This is a genomic window from Brevibacillus sp. FW306-2-1A-C05A, from assembly GCF_058781555.1.
The window spans coordinates 1-20709 of sequence record NZ_JBYSWV010000062.1; the positions used below are offsets into that span (position 1 = coordinate 1).

At 53.0% G+C, this 20709-nt stretch carries 19 protein-coding genes, 1 pseudogene and 1 riboswitch; of the genes and pseudogenes, 16 read left to right on the forward strand and 4 right to left on the reverse strand.

The features are described from left to right. Positions 1-147 precede the first annotated feature (147 nt). The 5 genes from AC3WJN_RS23430 (at position 148) to AC3WJN_RS23450 (ending at position 4774) form a co-directional block, all read left to right on the forward strand. The gene (locus AC3WJN_RS23430; RefSeq protein ID WP_007784944.1) at positions 148-1248 is read left to right on the forward strand and encodes a glycosyl hydrolase family 8; all 1101 of its coding nucleotides are present in this window, start codon (positions 148-150) and stop codon (positions 1246-1248) included. 34 nt (positions 1249-1282) lie between these two features. After that, the gene (locus AC3WJN_RS23435) at positions 1283-2158 is read left to right on the forward strand and encodes a GGDEF domain-containing protein (protein ID WP_007784942.1); all 876 of its coding nucleotides are present in this window, start codon (positions 1283-1285) and stop codon (positions 2156-2158) included. 175 nt (positions 2159-2333) lie between these two features. Further along, positions 2334-3629, forward strand: a complete 1296-nt coding sequence (locus AC3WJN_RS23440; protein WP_005836712.1) for a glycosyltransferase family 2 protein — start codon at positions 2334-2336, stop codon at positions 3627-3629. Positions 3630-3807: 178 nt separating this feature from the next. Then, on the forward strand, positions 3808-4518 hold the full coding sequence (locus tag AC3WJN_RS23445) for a YjjG family noncanonical pyrimidine nucleotidase (RefSeq protein WP_492329339.1): 711 nt from the start codon (positions 3808-3810) through the stop codon (positions 4516-4518). A gap of 88 nt (positions 4519-4606) precedes the next feature. Next, a complete protein-coding gene (locus AC3WJN_RS23450) occupies positions 4607-4774 on the forward strand; it encodes an aspartyl-phosphate phosphatase Spo0E family protein (protein ID WP_005836716.1) in 168 nt (55 codons plus the stop codon). A gap of 108 nt (positions 4775-4882) precedes the next feature. Here AC3WJN_RS23450 and AC3WJN_RS23455 read toward each other — a convergent pair whose 3' ends face one another. The 4 genes and pseudogenes from AC3WJN_RS23455 to AC3WJN_RS23470 all read right to left on the reverse strand — a co-directional run bounded on the left by AC3WJN_RS23455 (position 4883) and on the right by AC3WJN_RS23470 (position 5909). Next, positions 4883-5029 (reverse strand): hypothetical protein, encoded by a 147-nt coding sequence (locus tag AC3WJN_RS23455; protein WP_155808553.1) that lies wholly within the window; start codon positions 5027-5029, stop codon positions 4883-4885. Between the two features lie 40 nt (positions 5030-5069). Continuing rightward, positions 5070-5291, reverse strand: a complete 222-nt coding sequence (locus tag AC3WJN_RS23460) for a hypothetical protein (protein ID WP_007784930.1) — start codon at positions 5289-5291, stop codon at positions 5070-5072. A gap of 115 nt (positions 5292-5406) precedes the next feature. After that, a pseudogene (locus AC3WJN_RS23465) lies at positions 5407-5751 on the reverse strand (spore germination protein); the annotation flags it as partial. Continuing rightward, positions 5706-5909: a hypothetical protein gene (locus AC3WJN_RS23470; protein ID WP_025844201.1), complete on the reverse strand. Its 204-nt coding sequence runs from the start codon at positions 5907-5909 to the stop codon at positions 5706-5708. The gene AC3WJN_RS23470 and the pseudogene AC3WJN_RS23465, both read right to left, overlap by 46 nt. Positions 5910-6381: 472 nt before the next feature. On the opposite strand from AC3WJN_RS23470, the gene AC3WJN_RS23475 reads away from it, so the two are divergent. The 11 genes from AC3WJN_RS23475 to AC3WJN_RS23525 form a co-directional block, all read left to right on the forward strand. Continuing rightward, positions 6382-7329: an accessory Sec system S-layer assembly protein gene (locus AC3WJN_RS23475; RefSeq protein ID WP_007784928.1), complete on the forward strand. Its 948-nt coding sequence runs from the start codon at positions 6382-6384 to the stop codon at positions 7327-7329. A gap of 88 nt (positions 7330-7417) precedes the next feature. After that, positions 7418-8377 (forward strand): SLAP domain-containing protein, encoded by a 960-nt coding sequence (locus AC3WJN_RS23480; RefSeq protein WP_005829772.1) that lies wholly within the window; start codon positions 7418-7420, stop codon positions 8375-8377. Between the two features lie 43 nt (positions 8378-8420). After that, positions 8421-9416: an SLAP domain-containing protein gene (locus tag AC3WJN_RS23485; RefSeq protein WP_007784926.1), complete on the forward strand. Its 996-nt coding sequence runs from the start codon at positions 8421-8423 to the stop codon at positions 9414-9416. A 291-nt stretch (positions 9417-9707) separates the two neighbouring features. After that, positions 9708-12275, forward strand: coding sequence for a S8 family peptidase (locus tag AC3WJN_RS23490; protein ID WP_007784924.1), 2568 nt, complete (start codon positions 9708-9710; stop codon positions 12273-12275). A gap of 204 nt (positions 12276-12479) precedes the next feature. Then, positions 12480-12580, forward strand: a riboswitch (SAM riboswitch). Between the two features lie 132 nt (positions 12581-12712). Further along, entirely contained in the window at positions 12713-13924 is a 1212-nt protein-coding gene (gene metK, locus AC3WJN_RS23495; RefSeq protein ID WP_007784923.1) for a methionine adenosyltransferase, read from the forward strand. 145 nt (positions 13925-14069) lie between these two features. Then, the gene (locus tag AC3WJN_RS23500; protein ID WP_007784921.1) at positions 14070-15086 is read left to right on the forward strand and encodes a polysaccharide deacetylase family protein; all 1017 of its coding nucleotides are present in this window, start codon (positions 14070-14072) and stop codon (positions 15084-15086) included. Next, positions 15083-16225, forward strand: a complete 1143-nt coding sequence (locus AC3WJN_RS23505; RefSeq protein ID WP_007784919.1) for a sensor histidine kinase — start codon at positions 15083-15085, stop codon at positions 16223-16225. The genes AC3WJN_RS23500 and AC3WJN_RS23505 overlap by 4 nt, the downstream gene beginning before the upstream one ends. A 34-nt stretch (positions 16226-16259) precedes the next feature. After that, positions 16260-16967, forward strand: a complete 708-nt coding sequence (locus tag AC3WJN_RS23510) for a response regulator (protein WP_005829784.1) — start codon at positions 16260-16262, stop codon at positions 16965-16967. A 67-nt stretch (positions 16968-17034) separates the two neighbouring features. Continuing rightward, positions 17035-17415 carry a glycosyl transferase family 2 gene (locus AC3WJN_RS23515; RefSeq protein WP_007784917.1) on the forward strand — a complete coding sequence of 127 codons (381 nt, stop codon included), beginning with the start codon at positions 17035-17037 and terminating at the stop codon, positions 17413-17415. A 143-nt stretch (positions 17416-17558) separates the two neighbouring features. Next, on the forward strand, positions 17559-19739 hold the full coding sequence (locus AC3WJN_RS23520; protein WP_007784915.1) for a helicase-related protein: 2181 nt from the start codon (positions 17559-17561) through the stop codon (positions 19737-19739). Then, positions 19736-20709 (forward strand): ComF family protein (locus AC3WJN_RS23525; protein ID WP_492329338.1); only part of this gene is annotated, 974 nt, incomplete at its 3' end. The genes AC3WJN_RS23520 and AC3WJN_RS23525, both read left to right, overlap by 4 nt.

Consider the following 20709-nt stretch of genomic DNA (forward strand, 5'->3'; position numbering starts at 1 on the left):
CCCCCACATACATATTTTTCAAATCAATATAAATAGACGCTAATCACCGCTTGTATTATACTTTTTTGTATATAAATGACTTAGTAAATAAATGTAAAATTATCCATCTGATTCTTCGTTTTTCCACTCGACAGGAATGATGCCCACTTGCAAAGTGATTTTCTCAACAAAAAAGCAAAGCTGCTTTTCGCAGGCGTGTCGATGCTGGCTGTGTCTGGCTGCCTCTATTTCTTCATGTTGGAAAAGCAGGTGCCGTCGCCGACGGAGAAGTTTATTGTCGAGCACATGACCAATCCGAACGGGACGCTGGCTACTTATCTGCTGGACGCTCCTGCGGAGACGGCGGACATCGTGGCCGGGAGAGAGGCGTTGGCGGAATCGCTTGGCCTCTGGATGCAGTATGCGCTGGCGAGGGACGATCAGAAGCTGTTTGACAGCAGCTATCAGGTGTTGCATCGGTACTTTCTCTCGCCGCAAACGTATTTGTACTGGAAGCTGTCAGCAGATGGTCAGTCGCATGTGACGACGAACGCGCTTGGGGATGATTTGCGGATCGTGGACGCGCTGTGGCAGGCGGCTGACAAATGGGAAAAAGAAGCGTACAACAAGACAGCAAACGCTGTAACAGAAACCTTGCTTGCCTCGTCTATACAAAACGGATATCTCGTTGACTTCCATGACTTCGCAAAAAAGGAGTCTCCACACACGCTCAGCCTCGCCTACGTCGACATGTCTGCCCTCAAAAGGATGGCCGATCACGGGATGATCGACGCGGATATGTACAACCGCTACCGGGACCTTATGCGGAATATGCCAGAGGACGGATTGTTTTATCCTAAAATATTCCACGTAGAGAAACAAGTGTACAGCTATGATGACTCGATCAATTTGATCGACCAACTGATCGTCGCGCTGCATCGGGCGGAGATCGGGGAGAGGTCGGAGGCGCTGGTCGGCTTTTTGAAAAAGGAATTTGCGCAGCGTAAGCAATTGCCAGGGCGCTACGACCGTTTAAGCAGGACGCCTGCCGTCTCCTACGAATCTCCGGCGGTCTATGGGCTTGCTATTTTGCTTGCTCTGAAGCAGGACGACCCGGACTGGGCCCGCGAGCTGTATGAGCGGATGGTGAAGCTGCGCAGCGAGGATGCCCGTTATGTTGGCGGATATGTTTTTAACGACAACACGCACATCTTCGACAATCTGTTTCCGCTTTTGGCAGAGGAGGCGATGCGAAGCTACCTGGACTGATGGGAGCGGAAAAATCTATGAAAGGAGCTGAATCATGAACAACAATTCTCCGACGCGCAAGATGGAGATCGGGTATGCCATCCTGTTCCTGCTCACGGCATTCCAGGAAGCGCTGGTTTACGTGCAAGTTTATTGGAAGCAAGCGTACACCTTGACCGAGTTTGTTCTCAGCATGGCGATCCTGCTGGCGCTCTTGCTTGGCTTTACGGTGCCGATGGGGGTATCGGTTGTTCTCATATTCGTCTATATGGTCAGCTATATGGTCTGGCTGGCTACCTATGCGGAATCCAGTGTCATCGTTTACGCCTGGATGCTGGTGATTCCGGCGAATGTGCTGGTTGCGGCGTTTATCAGGTCGTATTTGATTCGCAGCAAACGCATTGTGGAACGGCTAGAGGAGCTGAAGGAGATCAATCCGATTATTGATCTCGACACGACGCTGGGCAACAAAGAGGCTCTGGCGGAGACGGTAGTCAAGCAGTCCAATCTGGCCAAACGCTATGAGGATAAATACAGCTTTTGCATGGCGATGTTCAAAATCGAGTTTTTGCCGCTCGTCCAGGAAGCGCTCGGCTCGGAGCGGTATGCGCAGTTGTTGCTGGAATTGTCGAATACGATTCAAAAGCAGATTCGCTTCGAAGATTACAAGTTTTCGCTCGATGAAGGGCGGTTTGTCATTTTGTTGCCGATGACGAACAAAGACTATTTGCAACGGCTGACGGGCCGGATTAAAAACGCGATGATGGACGTGTCGTTTACCGATAAAAAAGGGCGGCCGCTGGAGCTGGTCATTCGCTCGGGAGCGCTTGTGTTCCAAAAAGACCAGTTTAGCCAGTATGAACAAATCGACAACGTGATCGCGGCGCTCGAACGGAACGCAGAGCTGGATCTGATCGGTGAATACATTTAAGCATGGCTAGCAAGCTAGGAGGGGAAAGGGGGGCTTCCGATGTCGTACACGAGCTGGTTTATCCCCTTGTGCATAGCGGTCAGCGTTATTTTTACCGTAGCCATTCTTTTTCTGACGGTCGCTACTTTCGTTTTTCGCGACAGAGTGAGCAAAAAATACGATCGGAGGAAAATCAGTGGCTGAACTGTTGTTGCTGCTCGCGATTATCAGTATTTGGATCGCGGTGTTTGAGTCGGCTGTCATTATGCTGGGGGCAATCCGCTTTGTTTTTCGGCAAAGTAAAAAGGAATTGGTGATTCCGGCGAATATGGAATCATATCCTACCGTGACGGTATTGGTGCCGGCGCATAACGAGGAGCTGGTCATTTCCGCGACAGTGGAGCATATTTTGCAGTTGAACTATCCGGTCGAGAAGCTGCAGGTGATCGTCATCGCCGACAACTGTACGGACCGCACGGCAGAGATGGTGCGGGCGGTGCACGCCAGACCGGAATTTGCGCAACATCATTTGCAGGTGATGGAGCGGACGGGCACCGGGGGGAAATCCGGCGCGTTGAATGACGCGTTGCGGCTGGCTACTGGCGAATGGCTTTGCATTTACGATGCCGATGCTGCACCGGAGAAAAACGCGTTGGCTTTTTTAATGCAAAAGGCGATGGAGCAGCCAGAGCGGTACGGAGCGGTGTTCGGTCGCAACAAGGCGCGCAATCGCGACCAAAATTTTCTCACCCAATGCATTAACTTGGAATTGGTCACTATGCATCGCGTCTACCATACGGGGCTGTGGGAGCTTTTTCAGCTTGGCTCGATTCCGGGGACGAATTTCATCGTCAAGCGCTCGCTGATCGAGGAGGTTGGCGGCTGGGACGAGGAGTCGCTGACGGAGGATACGGCGATTTCCTTTGAAATATTGAAGCGGGGGCAACTGATCGCGCTTGCGCCGCGGGCAGAGGCCTACCAGCAGGAGCCGGAGAAGCTCGGCGTCTACATCAAGCAGCGCAAGCGGTGGGCGATGGGCAACTATCAGTCCATTTTCGGGAACATCACGCATTTGTTCGACGGGACGAGCTGGCGGATCAAGCTGAAGCTTTTGTATTACGCAGCCAGCTACTTCTGGTTCATGGTAGCCATTATCGTTTCGGATATTATTTTTGTGACCAATCTCGTCTACAAAATCATTTCCTTGTTTCATCCCGAAGTGGTTTCGCCGTTCCAGTTTGCCGAAGACATCTACGTCTATCTGGTAGTCGCCTGGGCGCTGATGTATTACTTGTACGTGCTGCAAATCAACCTCGCGCTGGCCTCGGACATCGGCCAGAGCACGACGAGAAACTTCGTCTTGTCCTGCCTCTCGTATTTCACGTATGCGCAGTTGTTTATTATCATCTCTGTCCAAGCGTTTTTCGGGTTGTTGATGGACAAGGTGACGAGAAGAAAAAGAAAGTGGTACAAGACGCAGCGCTTCACATGAGTGAGCGCGCTCGCTTGTTTGCACAGAGTCTGTCGGCGGAGGGCAGGCTCTTTCTTGTTTCTTCCGATCTTTCCAGTCGATGGGCTGACCGTTATGTGAATCTGTTATAATACGAGTACAGATTGTTTGAGGAAAAAATAAACGGGCTCGCTGGAGACGGAAACGGGTGGAGAGAGCAGTGAAATACGACGTGATTTTCTTTGATGTGGACGATACGCTGATGGATTTTGACTTATCGGAAAAAAATGCGTTGGACAAAGCTTTTCGCGAGTTTGGGTGGCCAGAAGGCATGACCGATTACGAAGCGGCCTACCGCGAGATTAACAAAGGCTTGTGGCGCGAGCTGGAGCAGGGCGGCATTACGCTCGCGGAGCTTGGGGTGGAGCGATTCAAGCGGCTGTTTGCGGCTCATGAGCTTTCCGGGGATGCGGAAGCGTTTAACCGGCTTTACCTTGGGAATCTGGGGCAGGAAGTGCATCTGCTGCCAGGAGCGGTAGACGTATGCAGCCGTCTCGCCGACTGTAGGCTGGCGATCATCACAAACGGGTTTGCCGAGGTGCAGACGTCGCGAATCCGATTGTCTCCGCTGCAAGACGCATTCGAACAGATCATCATTTCCCAGGAGGCCGGGTTCCAGAAGCCCGACCAAAGAATTTTCGATTATGCGTTTTCCCGGCTGGCGCTAACGGATAAGAAAAAAGTCCTGATGGTAGGCGATTCGTTAACGTCCGATATTCAAGGAGGACACAACTACGGGATTGATACATGCTGGTACAATCCGCACGGCAAGGAAAACCATCTGGGGATCACGCCGACGTATGAAATCCGCGACCTGACAAATTTGCTGGGAGTTGTCGGCAGCAGCGTCGAGAAAATCATTCACATATAAGTTCATTCTTTTTTTCTTATATATACGAATGTTCGGGCGGTATAATAATCCTATTACTTATGATCTAATTGTTTCTGGAGGAATTACCATGGATCATACAACAGATCTTCTGCAGCGTATCGAGACCATGCGTAAAGAGTTGTCTGAGTTGGTCTTGGAAAAAGGTAGTTTTCTGCATCCGACTGTGATCGATATGTCGCAACAATTGGACGAGTACATTGTGAAATATCAAAAATGCCTCCAGTTACACACATAAAGCAGGAAGAAGTTATCCACACTCTGTGGATAAACTTGTTACTAATTGTCTGAATAGTTCTATTTTATTAGGTCTGCCCCGGTTTTGAGCCAGCTTTTTTAGCGTTGCTCAAAAGCTAGGCAGCTTCATTCGCACTCGCTCCTTTTTTCGCGTGGCCGCAATCAGCAGCAGCAGGAGCGGCAGCACGACTTGCATCAAGAAGCCGTAGTAGGGGAGCGAAGTCATGTCGAAACGCAGATATTTTTCCTTTTTCAAGCATGAATGTTCACCTCTGGCTAAACGTAGTACCCGTCGATTATTTTTCCATCCATTTTTCCAAAGGCTTGAACAGTGTATTCAGCCATGTAATCGGTCCTGCCATATTGGGCAAATCGAATTGAGCCAGCGCCCATCCGCACAACAAGAGCGAGAAAAAAGCGATTTTGTCTCTCAGCGGTTTCTGTCTCAGGGCAGGCAGTTCAAAGAGGACAATCAAAATCACAAGCACCGTAACGCCTATTGTGACGCCCCATCTCACTTTTGTCTCACCTCATCTTCCGGTATGCCGCCTGGAACCGTGACCAAACCGGGACGGCGGATAAACGCCTCGATCCACGAGTTTGACCAGCTCGGGACTGCTCATGTTCAGATTGGAGCGAAATCCCGAGAAACAGGTAGCGCAGCCAGCGAATCGCCGAACCGATGACGAAGCGCTGGTAATAATCCTCCGCCGCTTGAAACAGGGCGAAAAAGGTGATCGGCGCAATGAGGACAAACGGTGTCCCGTCGATCAAAATGACAACTCTGCCCTCCAGCAAGGCCGAACAGGCTGTGTCTGGCCGTTCGGTATCTTTTAATTGCGGAAAGGGCGAGGCGGGGTTGTCCTCAATCATTTCTTCTATATATCCGCTCTCCAAAACTCCGTCGATCTTGATCCGTTTTAGCCGGGCGGTCACTTCTTCGACAAGAGTGTAGTCGACAAGTCCCTCCATATAGGCACTTGCTCGGCCATCCTTCCGAGATCGGGAAAATCGCTTTCTGTCACGTGCATGAGCGGCATCAGCACCTGCTGGTCGACGTCCTGGGCGGTGCAGAGGCCGCTGATGAACACGAGATACGCCTTGGTCGTCTTGCCGATAAAAAAAGGGCGGAACACGACGTCAGAGCATTTGTGTATAGTTGTTACTCCACAGTTTGCCCAATTATGAATTTTTTAATCTGTTGTCAGTGGAATTGTCAGTATTTTTCAACGATTTTACAAAAAAGAACCAACTGAAACGGTCAGTTGGCTCAAAAGATATTCCCCAAGTTATTTGTTTAGACACTTCTATTTTATCAACAACGAATTATAATGTAAACTTTCTCACCAAATGGAAGTTTAATCGGGGAGAAGAGGCACCCTTCCATTCCTTGACATCCCTAATGCCTACAGGTATCCTTACAAATATTACCCGTCTCTGACGCAGACAGGTCAGCCGGCTGGCTGCCACACCGTGCATTCTCGATCAAAAGGCCGTAACAGGCGGGAGAATGCCAAGTTTTCTATGTTGCAAAAGGATGTCACTATGCTATAGTGAATGACGAACGCAAACTCTATATAGATGTAGAGAAAAGTTGGGAGCGGTGCTATGTTATCCTTCTTGAAGAATTTAATGGGGAAGACACCTACCACCAAAGAGGTGCGAGAGCAGGTTCAGGAGGAATCCATTTTGTCCGCTTCTGATACCGAACAGTCTCATCAGGAAGCACAAAAACAAAAAGAGGCATCTGCCGGCGTCGTAACAACGCTGTCCTTGCATGAATCGTGGGAAGCGAAGCTGAGTACGCAGGAGAAATACGCGCTTTCCTTTATGGCTCAGGAGCTGGAACCGCTGCCGGAAGGGAATATCTCCCTCGCAGGAACAGCGCTTGTTCCGCATGATGATGGAATCGAAGTGACGGCGTTTATCCGCAACAGCTCGGACCGTCCAATCCGCCTGAAGGAAATGACGCTGGTGGTATTGTTCGGGGATCAGCAGTTGTTTACCCGCCAAGCGTTTGACTTGAGCGAGATAGGGGAAATTCCGCCGCGATCAGCCAGACCGTGGTCGTTTGTATTTTCACGCGAGCACTTCCTGGAGGTAAACGTGCTTTTGGCTAACTGGAAGGTCGCATTCGAGATGGCGCAGAAAAAAATGGTGCTGCCGCAACAGTTGGAGCTGGAAGAGTCGTGGATCAAGGCGCTGTCGGATGCGCAGAAAAACTCCTTGATCGAACTGGCGAAAAATCTCCCTGCCTTAAAAGAGGGAGAAGTGAATATCCAGAGTGTGCAAATTCGTCGCTCCCCGGAAGGAGCCCTTCACGTCATGCTGTTGATCCGCAACGGCTCTACGCAGTCGCTCTCCTTTGAAAAGCTGCCGCTCGCTCTCTACGATGCGACAGGGGCAAAGGTGGCAGAAGGAATGTTTGAGCTTGGCAGTTTGACCGTGAATGCCAATACGAGCAAGCCGTGGCTGTTTATTTACCCTCCGGAAAGTATTTTGGTGGAGCAGCCGGACCTGTCGCGCTGGAAAGTGAGTGTTCCGCAGCAAGCGTAGAGAGTCTGGTTTGCATGGGCGATGGGGAAATGTATATCATGAGGAGAGAGAAACTTCGTTCGGGCCCGGACGTGTGAGGAGGTAACACATGTTTTCTTTTGTGAAAAATTTGTTTGGAAAACAGCAGGGTGACAAGGCCCTGGAGGATTTGAAAAAAGAGATTCAGGAAGAGTCTGCGATTGACATTGCGGAGTTGAAAGATACGGAAGTAGAAGTGGAAAACCAGCCCGCAGCGAGCACTTCCGGCAAGCCTGACAGAGTGCGCACAGAGCTGTCCCTGCATCCGATGTGGGAGCAGGAGCTGGATGCGGAGAAAAAATATACGCTGCGATTCTTGCAAGCAGAACTGCCTGAGATGGCACGAGGCTTGATTAGCGTAACGGGCTTCAGCATGATTCCCCAGCCGAACGGCATGACCGTGACGATGTTTTTCCGCAATGCGACAGATAAGCCTGTGCGCTTCAAAAACATCGGTCTGGCTATTTACTTGGACGACAAGCCGTTCGCGCGGATGAGAGTCGACCTGTCTGATATGGGCGCTATTCCTCCGCATACAAGCCGTCCGTGGGAAGTGCTGTTCCCGGAAGAGAGCTACCTGCACGACAACTTCATGTTCAGCCGCTGGAAAGTCGTGATGAAAGCAGGAAAAAGATCGCACATCTGGCCAAGTACGCTGGAGCTGGACCCGGAAATGGAAAGACGCATGACACAGCGTCAAAAAGACCGTCTGGAGTCGCTCGCGTACTCTTTGCCGCCGATTCCGGTCAACTCGGTGCAAATTACCGGGTTTGATATCGGGAAAACGAAAGAAGGGCAACTGGTTGCCGCATTGCTGTTCCGCAACGGCCTGTCTACGGATTATCGTCCTGACAAGCTGAAAATCACGATTTCCGATACGGACGGCGATGTCGTGGCGCGAGGCGTTGTGGATGCCAGCAAGATTCGCGTGAAGCCGGGGAACAGCCGTCCGTGGCTGATCGTGTTCCCGCCGGAGTTCGTGAAAAAACCGGATGCCAATCTGCGCAGATGGGTTCTTGACGTAGAATAGGCGCAAGAGCTCTCGATCGCAGAAATCAGGAGGAGGTTGACATATGAGTTGGTTATTGGAGAACTGGTTTGGCTCCAAGGAAAGCCTGGAGCAAGTACGTGAAGATATTCATGAGCATTTGCATAAAGAGTTTTACCTGGGGGTGTCGGGGATCGACAACCCGCAGCAATCGGCGAACCGGGTTGAGGCCAAAGAGCTGTTTCTGACGATGAACGGTCCTTGGGACAATCAACTGGAGGAGGCGGAGCAGGAGCTGCTGCAGTACGTCCACGATGAGCTGCCTCCGGTCGTTCGCGACGAGGTCGGCATTATTCCGTTCTACACACAGGTGACAGATGAAGGCTACCTGGTGCTGACGTACATTCGCAACGCGACAAACCGCAACGTGCTGTTGCAAAAGCTGCCGCTGACCCTCGTGACTGCTGACGGCGAAGAGGTGGCGAGAAAGACGTTTGACTTGATGGCAAACGGTCCTGTGGGCCACATGGCCAGCCGTCCGATGGAATTTATGTTCCGCTGGGAAGAGTTCGACCGCATTCCTGAGAAGGAAGTGCCGCTGACTCTGACCTATAAAAAGCCGGAAAAACGCCGCATCGAGGAGACCCAGGAGCTGAATATGGGCCTGAGTGCGGACGAACAAAGCCACTATACGCAAAAAGCGGCGGAGGAAGCTCCGGTGGAAAAAGGAAAGGTAGATTTGCAGGTCCTCGATATCAAGCCTACCGATGATAACGGCCTGAAGGTTGTCGTCGTATTCCGCAACGGACTGGAGAAGCGCCTGGAGTTTACCGAGGTGCCGATCATCGTTCACGACAAGGAAGGCGATGCGGTTGCCCGCGTCAGCTACACGCTCGAAAACATGAAGGTGGAAGCAAACAGTCAGCGCATCTGGGCGTTTGATATCCCGTCTTCTTCGATTAAAAAAGCAGAAGTAAACCCGGACGAACTGAGTGCCTACATTCCGCAGGCGCGTCAACGCAAAAAAGAAAAAGCATATGTAGAGCCTGCTACCGAAGACAACAAAGGCCTGCTGCAGTAATGGATGAACCCTTTTTGCCAATGGTGAAAAGGGTTTTTCTCCTGCCATAACGTTCCAAATCTTGGGGAAACAGGGTTGCTTTTCGCCCTTTTTATCCGCTATGCTAGGACGAGAAGCATAATACTTGAATACCTTTTTGAACGTACTGAAATGGATAAGCGCGAACATTTATTCATTTCGATACGTTAAGAAAACCTTCCACGACAGCGCATGCCCCTTTGTTTGAGCGGGCGGCGATAGAGGTTTTCTTGCTGCGCTAGTTGCAGGGGAAAGTAAGGAAGGACTGTGTTTATGAAAAAATCGATTCAAATAGCCGTGTCAGTTGCGATGCTGCTCACGCTTGTACCGCTGGGCGTGCGGCCTGCACTCGCTGCCGCGCCTGCTTCCAATGACAGCTATCTGAGCAATCAGTTGCACATCAGCCAGATCAAGGCCGACAAGGCGTGGCCTGTAGTCAACAGCAACCAGGCGATTACGATTGCCGTGCTCGATTCCGGAGCGGACTACAATCACCCTGACTTGAAAGGGAATCTGCTGCCGGGTGTCAATCTGGTCAACCCGGGGAAATCGGCGCAGGATGACAACGGGCACGGGACAGAAGTCATCGGGGTTCTCGCTGCAAAAGGCAACAACGGGATCGGGGTATCAGGGGTAGTCTGGAACGCCCGGATTTTGCCGATCAAAATTTTGAACAAAGATGCAGTGACGAATGTGGACATGATTGCGAAGGGGATCAATACAGCGCTCGACAGGGGAGCCAAAGTTATCCTGATGTCGTTCAGCAGCCTGTCCTATTCCCGCTCCTTGAAAGAGGCCATTGACCGTGCGGAGAGAAGCGGAGCCGTCCTCGTCGCTGCCAGCGGAAACGAAGCAAGCCGCGTCGCCTATCCGGCTGCCTACCCGACAGTCGTTGCGGTTGGGGCCGTGAATGGGAAAAACCAGGCGATTTATCAATCGAATACGGGGCCTGAGTTAAACATTGTGGCGCCGGGGCTTAACGTATATACGACGAAGCTGGGCGGAAAGTACGGATCGTTTTCCGGTACGTCAGCGGCAGCGCCTCAAGTAGCGGGAGCGGCGGCCCTGATTTTGGCCCGCTATCCAAAGCTGACGGCGCTGGATGTGAGGCAAATGCTTTACCAGACGGCTACAGACCTCGGCGAGAGCGGCTGGGACCGGCAAACAGGCTACGGATTGCTGGACGTGAACAAGGCAGTGCGCAGCGCGCTCTCCGGCGACTTTTTGGAGCCGAACAACTCTTTGCAGCGAGCCAAAGCATTCCCTATCGAACAGCAAATACGCGGCAACCTGGGGCCAAACGACACGGTAGACTGGTTTAAAATGGATGTGCCGTATGACGGAAAAGTCAGCTTTACGGCGACGATTAACTCCGGGGTATCCTCCGCCATGGCGGCTACCTTTTACCCGGAAAACCGAACGCCGATTACGCAGTATTTTGGAAACGGGGATACCGTTACCGTCCCGGCAAAAGCGGGCAGGATGAACATCAAGCTGATGCGAAACGGCGGCGTCAACTCGTTTGCCTACGTGCTGACGAGCAAGTTCACGATCAACCCGGACCGCAATGAGCCAAACGATACGATGGCGACGGCAAGGCCGCTGGTAGGCAACCAGATCAGCGTCACAGGCAACTTCCACCAGGAGGGCGACCAGGACTGGTTCTCCTACTACGTCCGCGAATACGGGCATATGGATGTGACGGTGACTCCCGACAACAAGCGGGTGGACCTGGTGCTTGCCATAGGAAAGCAGGAAACCGGAAAAAATACGGTTTGGGACCCGCTCTACGACAACGTCGACCGCGATAATCCGTCCGAGCGTGCGAGCAAGGAAGTCTCCCCGGGAAAATACTACATTCGGGTCAGCGAGTATCAGCAAAATGCGGTGAACGGCGAATATCGCCTGGATCTCGGGTTCACCCCGCTGAAAAAAGATTTGAACGAGCCGAATGATACGTACAGCAGGGCGTCGCCGCTAGCCGCTGGAGGGGTCATGACCGGAACGATTCCGACGGCTTCGGATGCAGACTGGTTTCAATTTACGCTCAATACAGACTCGTACGTCACGATTCGAGCCCCGTTTATTCCGGTATCCAGCGGTTTTCGCATCGCTCTTTACAGCGAGAAAAACATGAACTACGCGCTAGCTTCGACAAACGAAGTGGCTGAGCTGTCCGATCGGGGCAGCGAGATTTTCAGCCTGCGGTTGCCAAAAGGCAAGTATTACGTGCGCCTGAACAGCGGCATTCCGTTCAAGTACGATGCGTACAAATTGACAGTCACGCAGCAGCCCCTCGTTTCGGGGTATCGGGATATTTCCGACCATTGGGCGCGCACAGAGATCGCCAGGCTGAGCTCCAAAAGAATTGTCCAAGGCTTCGGCGATGCGACGTTCAAGCCTAACGAGGCAGTAACTCGTGCGCAGTTTGCCACAATGCTGCTGCAGGCGATGCGCGCGACCGGCTCGAAGGTAGCCAGCGCGTATTCCGGACGGGAAGTGTTTTCTGATTTGCCAAAAAAGCACTGGGCGTACAACACCCTTGGAGTGGCTTATCAGCTCGGAGTCTTGAAGGGGTATCCAAACAGTCAGATCAAGCCTGACCAAGCTGTTTCGCGGGCGGAAATGGCCGCGATGATCGCCAGGGCGAAGGGCGTGGCTCTGAACAGCAGCAGCGCACCGAGCTATCGCGATGTTCCGGCCGGCCATTGGGCAGCACCGGCGATCGGCGCTTTGACGGCAAGAAACTGGCTAAACGGATACGGTTCGCTCTTCAAGCCACAGGGCAGCGCTACGCGGGCCGAGGTTGTTGTATTAATCGCCAAATCGTATCAAGTGTAAGAAAAAATTTTCCGCTTTGCGTTCGACAGACGCATGGCATGGCTATATCGTCCTTGTGAAAACGCGGCTTCGATCACCTCAGACGCTTCCCGCAGGCGATTCCAACAGCGTTTTGTACAGGGCGATTTCGGCCAAAGAGGTGCTCTGGCAAAAGTCTATTGACACCACCTCAAAAAACAATTATTCTATAATCCGTAATGGATACTCTTATCCAGAGCAGGCGGAGGGACTGGCCCTATGAAGCCCGGCAACCGTCTGGAGCGGTGCTAACCAGCAGGACGGAAATCTGTTCTGGCCGATAAGAGGATGAAGGAAGCTAAAAGCGCTCAAACCTTTTCCTCCAAAAGATGGAAAAGGTTTTTTATTTGCGTTTACGTCGATAAAATCCTGACTCGGCTACCAAACTATTTGTATGAGGTCAAAGGAGGTATTTTCTCATGGCTTTGCAAAAAGGTCGTCGTCTGTTCACATCTGAGTCTGTAACCGAAGGACATCCGGATAAAATTTGTGACCAAATTTCCGACTCCATCCTGGACGCCATTTTGGCCAAGGATCCAAACGCTCGCGTAGCTTGCGAAACTTCCGTAACTACCGGGCTGGTTCTCGTAGCCGGTGAAATCACCACCAACACGTACGTGGACATCCAAAAGCTGGTGCGCGAAACGATCCGTGAGATCGGTTATGATCGTGCGAAGTTCGGCTTTGACGCTGACACTTGCGGCGTAATCACTGCGATCGGCGAGCAATCCGCTGACATCGCTCTCGGCGTAGACCAGGCTTTGGAAGCGCGCGAAGGCAAAATGACCGACGCTGAGATCGAAGCGATCGGTGCAGGTGACCAAGGTCTGATGTTCGGCTTTGCTTGCAACGAAACACCTGAGCTGATGCCGCTGCCGATCAGCATGTCTCACAAGCTGGCTCGCCGCTTGACTGAAGTTCGCAAAAACGGCACACTCGCCTACCTGCGTCCTGACGGCAAAACGCAAGTAACGGTTGAGTACGATGGAGACAAGCCAGTTCGCATCGACACCATCGTGATTTCGACTCAACACGCTCCTGAGACTACCTTGGAGCAAATCAAGCAAGACCTCATCGAACAAGTTATCAAACCAGTTGTTCCGGCTGAGCTGCTGGACGCTGACACCAAATACTTCATCAACCCGACTGGCCGCTTCGTAATCGGCGGACCTCAAGGGGACGCTGGTCTGACTGGCCGCAAAATCATCGTAGACACTTACGGTGGCTACGCTCGTCACGGCGGCGGCGCGTTCTCCGGTAAAGATCCGACAAAAGTAGACCGCTCCGGCGCTTACGCTGCTCGTTACGTAGCGAAAAACATTGTGGCTGCTGGCCTGGCTGACAAATGCGAAGTGCAAGTGGCTTACGCAATCGGTGTAGCGCAGCCTGTATCCATCGCTGTTGATACTTTTGGTACAGGAACCGTTTCCGAAGAAGATCTGGTGAAACTGGTGCGCAAACACTTCGACCTGCGTCCGGCTGGCATCATCAAGCAGCTCGACCTGCGTCGCCCTATCTACAAACAAACAGCGGCTTATGGCCACTTTGGACGCAATGACCTGAATGTTCCTTGGGAGCAAACAGACAAAGCAGAAGTTCTGAAGCAAGAAGCTGCGCAACTGGCAAAATAAGAACGACAAAGAAAGAGCCTGGTAAAGCTACTGGGCTCTTTTTTTATTACGGGGAAAAATTTTCCAGTTATTGGTGGGCTTTAAGCGAAGGGAAAATGTAGGACTGTGTCGAATCTCCTAGTGAGGAAGTAGAGGAGGGGTTTCTTTGCCGAACAAAAGGCTCTTCCTGACCGTATTTGTTATTTCTTTATTACTGGTTATGTCTGCAATGGGGATTGGTGAATTTTACCAATCAAAAAAGAATGCGCAAAAAGTGCAACCTTTTCCCCAAGTAGATACGTCTATAAGCATAAGCGAGGCAGAAATTGCTGAGCCAAACGTCACGCAGAACGAAAAAGCAACGGTAAAGCCGAAAAAGTGGTATAACAATCAGGTAGTCGTCCTGACGTATCACCATGTCACGGATGCATCAGGCCAGCGCTACGTCATTTCGCCTGAGCAATTTGCAAAACATATGTCGTTTTTGCACGAAAACGACTTGCAGCCGATCTCGTTGGATGAGTTTTTGCATTTTGTGGATACAGGGAGCTTGCCGACCGAAAATGCTGTCCTGATTACCTTTGACGACGGCTATGAGAGTTATTACACGAAGGCTTTTCCCACCTTACGTACATACGGCTACCCGTCAGTGAACTTCGTGATCGCAGGGCGCTTGCGAGATGTAGCCGATCGAAAACGGGAGAACATGACGACGCCACTTACGCGTCAACAAGTCATGGAAATGCTTCACTCTGGGCTGGCTGATATCGGTTCGCATACGTACAGCCTGCACGAAGAGGAAGCGCGGAATGAATGGGGAGAGATGGGGCCAGAGACGGCTCCCGTCTATTTGCAGGATTTACAACGACTAGAAAATGAGAAAGAATACAGGGATCGGCTCTACGTTGATTTCAGTATGTCTCGTGCAGGCTTGAACAAATGGATGGGCCGGGAGATAAAAACGATTTCATTGCCTTTTGGCTACACGAATCCCATCGTACTGGAGACAGCGCGACAGGCAGGCTACGGATATGTCTTTACTTCTACACCCGGTTTTGTCAAAAGGGGAGTAGATCCGTTCGCCATTCCACGAAATGATGTGGGCCTGCGAGATGTAGATGAGGTCAAACTCCATCAGTTGTTCACGAAAGCGAAAAAAGAGTTCGAAGGAGAGCAATCATGAACAAAGTGATCGACATCAGCGTGCTGGATGGGGTGATTAAGAGAACCATTGAAACTGTGGAAACGAGTAAAACCCAAATTTTTGATATAGCCGAAAGTGCCAGACAGCAAGGCAACTCGTTGAAGTTTGACTTGCACGAGCTTCGGCAGGAAATCTCGAAGGTCATCCAAAAGGTCGATGCGCTGGAGCTGGCCTATCGAAAGTCGCGCAACAGGCTCGTTCAGGTAAGCCGCAACTTCCACATGTACACGGAAGACGACATTCGCATCGCCTACGAGGAAGCGAGCCGGATACAGGTGGAGCTGTCCATCTACCGCGAGCGGGAAAACAACCTGAAGCGCCGTCGCAACGACCTGGAGCGACAGTTGCGAACGCTGGAGGAAACGATCGACCGCGCCGAGAAGCTCGTTTCCCAGATGAGTGTCGTGCTCGGCTACTTGACTGGCGACCTGAGCAAGATCGGAGAAGCGCTGGAATCGGCCAAACAGACTCAATTGATGGGGCTGAAGATCATCCAGGCCCAGGAAGAGGAGCGCAAGCGTGTCGCACGCGAGATTCACGACGGACCGGCCCAATCGATGGCAAACGTCGTGCTGCGCTCTGAAATCGTGGAGCGGATGCTGAAAAACGAGCGCATTCTGGAAGCGCAAATGGAGCTTCACGAGCTGAAGGAAATGGTTCGCCTGAGCCTGGCTGACGTAAGACGGATTATTTTTGACCTTCGCCCAATGGCTCTTGATGACCTCGGACTGGTGCCCACTCTGCAAAAATATATCCAGACGTGCGAAGAACGTATCCGTGCTTCCATTGATCTGGTAGTATTTGGTGTGGAGCCACCGCTGCGCAGCTCTGTCAAAGCTGCGATTTTCCGCCTCGTTCAAGAATGCTTGAACAACGTGGAAAAGCACGCTGGAGCTTCTTCGGTACAAGTGAAGCTGGAGTTTCTGCAGGAGTCGCTAAGTCTCGTCGTCAAAGACGATGGAGTCGGATTCGATCTGGAAAAGCGCATGGCAAACGGCAACTCCTTTGGGCTTTTGGGAATGCGTGAGCGCGTGCAACTGCTGGAAGGCAGTGTGGATCTGCAATCAACTCCTGGCGAAGGAACAAAGGTAATTTTCCAAATACCGTTAAAAATATGAACCGATACAGATTATGTACACAGGGGGATGAAACATGGATAAAAGACAGCAAGAGCTCCGCATCGTGATTGTGGACGACCACCAATTGTTCCGCGAGGGCGTTAAGCGTATTTTGGAAATGGAAGAGGACTTCAAGGTCGTCGGCGAAGGGGCGGACGGCGGAGAGGCTGCTCTGCTTGCGGAGGAGCACAAACCAGACGTTCTGCTGATGGATATCAACATGCCGAACATCAATGGCGTCTCTGCTGCGGAAAATGTCATTTCCGTGAGTCCCTCCACGCGAGTTATCATGCTCTCGATCCACGACGACGAGGGCTATGTATATCGCACGCTGCGTTCCGGCGCGTCCGGCTACCTGCTGAAAGAGATGGGCACCAGCGATCTGGTGGATGCCGTACGCGTGGTAGCCAGCGGCGGCGCTTACATACACCCGAAGGTGACGGGCAAGCTGATCGAGGAATTCCGTCGCCTGAGCGAAAATGAGGGTACGGCAGAGCGCAGCTTCTCTGTTGATGAATCGCAAACGATCGATCCAAAAGTGATCGAATCGCTGACCCGCCGCGAGCGGGAAGTGCTGCAGTTGATGGCGGAAGGAAAAAGCAACCGGGCTATCGGAGAATTTTTGTTCATCAGCGAAAAGACAGTGAAAAACCACGTCAGCAGCATTTTGCAAAAGCTGAATGTCCAGGACCGCACACAGGCGGTTGTCATTTCGATCAAAAACGGCTGGGTGAAGCTGTAAGGCGAGGCTGCGCGCCCGGTTGGCACCCTGTTCAAGCCATTCGGCATACCTTTGTATAGGAGGGGGTATGACCGTGATGGAAGAACTGGTTGTATGGCTATTGGCGGCTTTTGGCTGCTCCTCACTGCTGGTGATGGTAGCTGAGCGATGGACCAGTCGGATGAACAGCATGACCGAACTCCCGCAAGAGCACTACCGTTTGTTGGTACACAATTCGGAGCAGGTGCTGGAGCGTGCCGTAAGAAAGCTTTTGTTTCGCTCCTACTGGAGTGGCAAGCCTGTCCGGATTACCTTGATAGAAGAAGGGTCTACGGACGATACGCCCCGGATGCTGGCGATTTTAACGCGAGAGCCGTACGGCTGCGGCTTTGGCGCGGCAGACGGCCAGCCTGAGCTGGCGACGGGAGCGATCGTGATTGACTTGCGGGAGAAGCGGGAAGGAGCCTGATTTTTTCGGGCAATTGAATAAACGTACAGGGCTGTCGAGCAAATCGGCGGCCTTTTTGTGTTCGCTGCAAAAAAAATTTGCCGGCCTGCCTTGTCTTTTTGCACAATGGTGGCAGAAAACACAAGCGGAAATGGGGGAGGCAAATGCGCGAGTACTTGCTGTATATCAAATGCGGCACAGAAGCAGTGGCGCCAGTCCAAACGTATGTGACGCCGAGCTTTTCTGTCGATCGGGCTTTTTGGCAGGAGAGGGAGGGCTGTGTGCTGCATGTGATCGGCAAGACGTCGTCGCTTGCCTTGGCCTTTTCCTTGCGTGAAAAAATAAACGAACGGTTGCGCAAGCGCGTGGGAGAGCGGAGCAAGCTGACAGATGCGCTGGTCGCGGAGCTGCGGGGGCTGGCTGTGGCGAAGGTCAGGGAGGCGAGCGCGCTATACGGGCGGGAAGTGGAGAGAAGGCAGGCAGGGCACAGGAGCCGGGAGCATCAGCCACACCCGCGCCAATCCGTGCAGCATGAAGCGTGGTTTGCGTGGGAGGCGATAGCGTGCAGCGTGGAAGTGAGGCAAGCGGGCGAGCGGGATGAACAGCTTTTCAGTCGCGAGTCTGCTCATTGTGTGAGCGAGAGGGTGGATGTTTCTGGAAGAACTGCCTCTCCGTTTTTGCAACATCGGCTCGCGGATACGTCTGTCCATTGCAGCAGGAGAAGTTCTCGATCTCCATCTCAGGCTCATGAGGCAAGGCAGCCATTCCTGTCTCGGGATAATGGGCTGCAAGCTATACCCTATCCCGCTAAGCCAGCAGACAGAAACGACATTGCCTTGAGAGAACTGCTGGATGGCCGCGCTCTTTTCTGGGATGAAGTCGAGACGCTTTTGCAGAAACGCGGAGTGGAAGTGGATGATCTTGCCGCTGTATTGCACAGGTACGTGCTGACTGGCAGAGCGCGGTGGCTTCCCGGAGTGCGAATGGACATGTGCAGCAACTGGCGGCAGAGTCGCTTTGTACTGACGTGCGAGCGATGCGGAAGCGCGGGGCGCGAGGTTGAGCTGACCTACTGCCATACGTGCGGGCAAGGCTGCGCATACTGTACGACGTGCCTCGGGATGGGCAGGAGCAAGTGCTGCACGCCGTATATTTTGCTTGCGGCAGGCGGTTCTCTGCCTGTCGGGAGCAACAAGGGCACAGGCCAGGAGCCTTCGCGGCTGGAGTGGACAGGCAGCTACTCGGACGACCAGGCGAGAGCTGCTGAGCGCGCTCGGCGTTTTGTAGCGAATCCGCGCCCCGGTCTTTCCGAGTTTTTGATTTGGGCCGTGTGCGGAGCAGGCAAAACCGAGCTGCTGTTTCCTTCCGTAGCAGAGGGACTTGCGGCGGGAGGCCGCGTGCTGATTGCTACCCCGCGCAAAGACGTAGTGCTGGAACTGGCTCCTCGCATTCAACGGGTGTTCCCCCACGCGCGGGTGATTGCCGTCCACGGTGCCAGCGCTGAAAAATGGGAGGAGAGCGACATTACGATCGCGACGACCCATCAGGTTTTACGCTATTATCGCCGCTTTTTGCTGGTCGTACTCGACGAGGCCGATGCGTTTCCGTACCACAATAATCCCGTCCTCTACCGGGCGCTGGCCAGAGCTGTACATCAAGCGGGGAAGCTGCTTTATTTAAGCGCGACCCCACCCCGCTATTTGCAAAAACGACTCGTTTCAAACGCTCGTTCAACTCGGCATGGCACGGCGGCCAACCCGCTTTTTTCTGCCACCCACGTCCTTTTGCCGGGTCGCTATCACGGCTTTCCCCTGCCCGTTCCCGAGGTTCTAACGGTCCGCGGACTGCACAAGCGCGTTCGGGCGAATCGAGCAGTGCCTGCATTGACAGATGCGGTGCAGCGTTCGCTGGAGGCAGGACGGCAAGTTTTTGTCTTCGTTCCGCGCATAGATGACGTGGAGGTAGTGCTCGCCTATTTGCAAAAGTGGCTGCCGTCTCGTGCCGAGCATATGGCAGGTGTCCATGCTGCGGACCTGATGCGCGAGGAAAAGGTGCTCGGCTTTCGGCAAAAGCGCTACACCCTCATGGTGACGACGACGATTTTGGAGCGGGGGGTAACGATTCCACAGAGCGATGTCGTTGTCGTCGGCGCGGAGGCCGCTGTCTTTGACGAAGCTTCTCTGGTGCAGATTGCTGGCCGCGTGGGCCGAGCGTTCGACGATCCGGCAGGCGCCGTGTTGTTTTTGCAGACAGAACGCGCTCTGGCACCCAAGCTGGCGGTCAGGCAAATTACGCGGATGAATCAACTGGCGAGCAGGCTTGCAAAAAGAAGGGGGCACTCATGAGGGGGAGTACATGTGTCAGTTGCGGCGGGCGTGTAAATACGCCCAAAAGAGAAGGCGTTGTCCGCGCGCGTGCAAGCTGGCTATCCCGTCCCGTCAGCTATCCGGCGATCTATCGCTTGCTGCACGACCTCCCGGCCTGCGCAAGCTGTATTGAAGTGTTGCCGTTCATCGGGGAGCAGTTTTGCCGACAGTGCGGGCGGGACATGCGAGCGGAGCCGTACAGCAGCGAGGGCCGCTGTCGCGACTGTGTCAGGGAAGTGGACGAGCCCCTGAAGGAAAATCGCAGCCTGCTCCGGTACGAGCAAGACGGCAAAAGTCTGCTCAGCCTGTTCAAATACCGCGGAGATGAGCGCCTGGCTGGCTATTACGGAACGCTTTTGGCAATCGCGGCCTTTCGCTTTTACACTCCGTCCCGTTTTGCCTGCATCACCACTGTCCCGCTTCATGCCAGGCGGCTGCAGGAGCGCGGATTCAACCAGGTGGACTTGCTGGCAGCCTATTTGGGGAGTGCAACCGGGATTCCGGTAAGGCCCCTGCTCACACGCATAAAAGAGACGGAGAAGCTGAGCAAGCAGGGGGGACGCGCATCCCGGCAGGAAAGCATGCGAGAGGCTTTTGCGTGGAATGAGGGGGCGGTGCTTCCTGGGTTTGCCCGTGGCCGTTCTGATAGCCGGGGCGCCGATCATAGGAATCTGACCAGCATACTTGCAGCCGGGATTCATTTCTTGTTTGGCAATTGGTGCAGCATGCGTTCTTCCATCTCGCATACTTCTCATGAAGCCAAAAGCGGGGAGAGAGATTCGCAAGCCAATCCCGTTCCGAAACTGGACAACCGCAACAGAGCTGCGCACGCCAATACCGCCCCGAACTCGAATAGCGGCGACAGAGCAGCCTATGCCAATTTCAATCCGAACCCAAACAGCCACGACAGAGCTACACAACCCGATACCGCTCCGCCCCCAAATAACCG